Origin of the sequence: Variovorax sp. OV700 (genome assembly GCF_900099805.1) — a bacterium.
Taxonomy (GTDB): domain Bacteria; phylum Pseudomonadota; class Gammaproteobacteria; order Burkholderiales; family Burkholderiaceae_C; genus Variovorax.
The window spans coordinates 1-4,416 of the sequence record NZ_FNDR01000027.1 but is presented as its reverse complement, the minus strand read 5'-3'; the positions used below and the strand labels follow the sequence as shown (position 1 = coordinate 4,416).

The following is a 4,416-nucleotide window of genomic DNA, read 5'->3' as shown; positions in this document are numbered from 1 at the left end:
ACGCCGCTGGCGCAGAACGGCCCGCTCTTCAGCGCCCAGAGCGACTTCAGCTTCGGCTACCAGCCCATCGACGGCAACTACCCCGCGGGCAGCCCGGGCACCTATGCGGTGGCCACGGGCGACACGCTGCAGAGCATCGCCCGGGGGGCGTACGGGGATGCGAGCCTGTGGTACCTGATCGCGGATGCCAATGGACTCAGCAGCGATGCGGACCTGAGGACCGGGCAGGTGCTGCGGATTCCGACCCGGGTGGGCAGTGCGGACAACGCGGGCACCATCAAGCCGTACGACCCGAGCAAGATCGCGAGCGACTCGGCCACGATGATGGCCATGCCGCAGAGCCAGGATGGGGGCTGCGGGGGCATCGGGCAGATCATCATCATCGTGGTGGCGATCGTGGTGACGATCTGGACCGCAGGGGCGGCAGCAGGGGCCTGGGGCGCCGTGGGAACTGCCGGCACGGCCACAGCTTCGGCCGGCATTGGTGCCACGATGACGACCGGACTGACCGCCTTGGGCGGCGGCTACGGCGCGCTGGGTGTTGCCGCTGCGGTAGTGGGTGGCGCCGTGGGTTCAGCTGTCAGTCAAGCGGTCGGCATTGGCATTGGGGCCCAGGACCAATTCAGTTGGAAGCAAGTGGCTCTCAGTGCCATTGGCAGCGGCGTGAGTGCGGGCCTGGGTATTGCCGGTGCGCTGCCCGACACGGGAAGCGTCCTTGGCAACGCAGCGTTGCGCGGTGCGGTGGGTAATTCGCTGACCCAGGGCATCGCGGTCGTCACGGGGTTGCAGGACAAGTTCGACTGGAAGAGCGTGGCGGCCAGCGCGGTCGGTGCGGGCGTGGGAGCGGCTGTGGGCCCGACCATCGGCAGCGCATTTGAGAGCGCGTTCGGAAGCGGCGCGGGCAGTGCCTTCGGGGCGCGGCTGGCGACGGGGCTGCTCGCGGGAGCGGCCACGGCGGTGATGCGCGGGGGCAAGGTGTCGATGCAGCAGGTGGCTGTCGATGCCTTTGGCAATGCGTTGGGGGACTCGATCGCGGCGGCCAATGGGCGGGGCTCCAGCGTGCGGCCGTTTGGAGAAACTGATGCTGAAGCCTGGGGTCATGTGCCCGCTGGCGCCGGCTATGACTACCAGGGCTCAGGCAATGGCATCTCCAACTGGCAGGTCAACGTTGCTGCGCAAGAAGCGGCCGACGGGCAGTGGTTTGATGCGCAGCGCGACACCACGATTGAGCGGCTCCAGCAGGAGGCTGGCCTTCCTTCATCGGCGTCGTACAGAACGCTTAGAGCGGGAGGGATGACTGTGCTGCCAACAGAGGTGCAGCCGCACGCGCCTCCCCGCTTCAGCGAAGCCTCGCCTTATGGGCCGATGACTCCGATCGCCAGCGGCATCAACGAGTACGGAAACCCCGACTACATCTGGAACAGCGCCGGCACCCGTTCGGATGCCATACCAGATCGCTTTGCTGAAGCTCGTTCGCTCGGTCAATTGCCGCCGATGGCAAGCGCGCCAGCGATTTCAACAGCAGAGTCTCAGGCGCTGGCGGCCGCGTTGGGTGGAGAGTTCTCTTTGCTTAGCTCAGACCTTGATCCGGCTATCGCCTCGAATATGGGCAATTCGTGGGTGACTTCTTCCGCAGGTGCAACGGCGGGTGTTGGTGTATCGCTTGGCAAGATGGCCTATGGTACTGCGCGGCTAGTAAGCAATGCCTTGTACCAAGGGAGCGATATCGCCACACTTGGCACGCTGCACGACACGCCCGCAATTCGCCAAGCCTGGGCTGAAAACACTGCGCTTGGCAACGGGATCATCAATGCTGTTAGCAGCCCGAGGGAGGCAACCACCAATCTCGTGGAAGGCATTGCCAATCGCTACAACTCGGCGATGTCTATCACGGGCAATGATTTCCAGAGGAGCTATCAACTCGGCGAGCTGTTCAACGATATTGGCCAAGCCGGAGTCGGTGGCATCTATGGCGCTCGTGGGCTGGCACGTTGGGGTGCGACGGAACTGCAGGGACTGGGTGTTGCGGACTGGAACTTCGTTGCGAGAGACGTGCCGACTTGGGGGCCTTACCGGACCCAGGCGGGGGCGATTGGCATTGGGCTTGAAAGAATTGAGGGCCCCGTCCGTGCAGAGGCCATCAATGGGTCTTCAAGGACTGTTCCGCTTGGATTTGAAGGAGAGGCGCAGTTCTTGAGGGCGGGAGGAGAGCTTGATGCGGCCCTTAGGGCGAGTGGCATCAACGACGCCACAATTGGTGTACGTGGTAGTTCGGTTGTAGGTGGCAGTGCTCGAAAGGGCACTCAATTTGGGCCGCAAAGCGACGTTGACTTCTGGGTAGAAAGCGCCGCCCTTACAGAAGGTCGACCAACGTCTACAGCTATTGAGGGGATGGTGAATGCCAACAGAGTCATGAAGGCGTATCCCGAGCTAAGGGCTTGGTCACAACGATGGACAGATGCGTTGGGCCGAAAAATCACACCGGCTGGCTTCCAACCTGGAACCGTTCCGTTGGAGCCTGCAATTGCGTTGAGGAGATAATGAGAGATGTATGAAATTGACTTGATTGCTGATTGCAAAGGCACTGAAAATCTTGCTTCCTTTGCTGTTTCCTTCTTCGATGCAATCGGCATTGAAGTACGCCAGGAACGTGAAAGTGAAAACTACACCGGTGGCACTTACTATGTTGGCAGTGGCGAGGGATTGAAGGTCAATATTTCGATCTCTGATGATCCCCAGCACGAGGCCATGCCCTACTGGATAGTCGTGTCAACAGACGACGCGTTGGCGTTGGAAGACCGCATACGGGAACGGTTGTTGCCTCGCGGATTCCAAGTTGCTCGGGTGATGAACTTTGGTGAGCCTACCGAATACTGCAAGCTCTATTGAAACCTGTAGTGGTTGCGCAGCATGTTGCAAAACATCGCCCCTTGCTCGATTGCGTCGTCAAGTGCCACGTGCGTGTGCGGCAGATCGTCGAACCAGCTCTTGGGCATGTTTCGCTTTGTCGCATCGCGGTAGTTTGTCTTGAGCAGCGCCATCGCAAAGGTTTTCATGTCCAGCGCCGAATGAGAAAACGGGCTCTCGCCGACGAAGCGCATCAGATACCAGTAGATGAACATGAAGTCGTACGCAGCCGGGTAGCCCACGAACACCGGCTTGCCTGGTAACGCCTTTAGCCAATCCACGTAGTTGCGCATGGCTGCCGTCGGTTCTTGGCAATCCACACGGCAAGCGTCCCAAGCGGTTTGGTTATTCGACCACCAATCCATTGTTTCGGGATGCCCATTGGCACCGGGCAGTGTTTCCAGATTGGCCGTGAAGGTGGCAATCAAGGTCTTGTCGGCAAGGTAGGCGGCCGAGCCGAAGCTGAGCATCGAATGCGGTCCTGGAATCGGTCCATCGGCTTCGACATCGGTGCTGATGTAGATCTCTGGCTTGCTCATGGTTCTTGTTGTCCCTTAATGGATTACGACGACTGCAATACGCCGTGCATGCAGTTGCTGCCGGTGCGGAGCGCCGCCTTGAGCCGACAGCGAATTCCGCCGCATGCTGCTTGATGAGTTCGGCCATCCGATTGTGGCTCACCTGTCCTGTCCACAAAAATTCGATAGCTTCGCCGACTGCTGCAGCGCCGCGTCGATGCCAGTCTTAGACATGTAGCGATGAGGTCGGTTGAGTACTGAAACGCGGCAAGAACGCCACAGCCAAGCGAGTCAACAGGCACAAGGCCGTGAGGAATTGGTGAGAGCGAAGGCCAGACAGGATGCGAGAAGCCAGAGCACTGCAGTTCACCCGGCGCCAACCCGACAGGTTTGGGCCGGCCCTAAACATTTCACGCGAAGTGCGGATGTATTGACGGTATCGGAATGGCTTTTCCCACCGCAAGCAAACCGCCTCTTCGTGAACCGCCTAGTCCAACGCTCCACCGTCATCGCCGCGAAAGGCTGGCCTGTGGCCGTGCGCAATGCCGACAGCGGTGATTTCGATGAAGCCTACGACCAGGCCGGTCGCCTCCTGCGCAGCACCAACGGCGCCGGCGAGACCCTGAAATACACCTGGGACCTGCGCGGCAACCTGATCCAGACCACCCAGCCGATGGGCCAGGCCACCCGCGCGGCCTACGACGCGCGCAACCGCAAGATCCTGGAGATCGACGCCAACGGCGCCCTGGCCACCTGGAGCTACACCTACTTCGGCCAGCTCGCCGCCCACCGCGTCATCCGCAGCGCGCCGGCCGGCCTGGGGGTGGACTACATCACCTTGCAGCGCCAGCAAAGCGCAGCCACCGGCAACGCGGCGCTGCAGGCGCGCCAGAGCCTGTACGACGCCAACGGCCGGATGGTGCACCAGAAGACCACCGAATACCTGGTGGCCGAGAACGCGGTGAACTACGACTACGACGCCGAGGGCAAC

General features: G+C 61.3%; 4 protein-coding genes. 3 read left to right on the top strand and 1 reads right to left on the bottom strand.

Features of this window, described 5'->3' with window-relative positions; genetic code table 11:
* Window positions 1-2,541, top strand: a 2,541-nt coding sequence (locus tag BLR24_RS30110; RefSeq protein ID WP_139188821.1) for a LysM peptidoglycan-binding domain-containing protein, incomplete at its 5' end; no start/stop codon positions are given.
* 6 nt (window positions 2,542-2,547) lie between these two features.
* Window positions 2,548-2,889, top strand: a complete 342-nt coding sequence (locus tag BLR24_RS30105) for a hypothetical protein (protein ID WP_093024345.1) — start codon at window positions 2,548-2,550, stop codon at window positions 2,887-2,889.
* Here BLR24_RS30105 and BLR24_RS30100 read toward each other — a convergent pair.
* The gene (locus BLR24_RS30100; RefSeq protein ID WP_093024343.1) at window positions 2,883-3,446 is read right to left on the bottom strand and encodes a 3'-5' exonuclease family protein; all 564 of its coding nucleotides are present in this window, start codon (window positions 3,444-3,446) and stop codon (window positions 2,883-2,885) included. The genes BLR24_RS30105 and BLR24_RS30100 overlap by 7 nt on opposite strands.
* 457 nt (window positions 3,447-3,903) lie before the next feature.
* Between BLR24_RS30100 and BLR24_RS30095 the strand changes: the two genes are divergently transcribed.
* Window positions 3,904-4,416 (top strand): RHS repeat domain-containing protein (locus BLR24_RS30095; protein ID WP_175543389.1); only part of this gene is annotated, 513 nt, incomplete at its 3' end.

Bases quoted from the DNA above. Each gene is read 5' to 3' on its own strand.
- BLR24_RS30100 (WP_093024343.1), bottom strand. From the start codon at position 3,446: ATGAGCAAGCCAGAGATCTACATCAGCACCGATGTCGAAGCCGATGGA.
- BLR24_RS30105 (WP_093024345.1), top strand. From the start codon at position 2,548: ATGTATGAAATTGACTTGATTGCTGATTGCAAAGGCACTGAAAATCTT.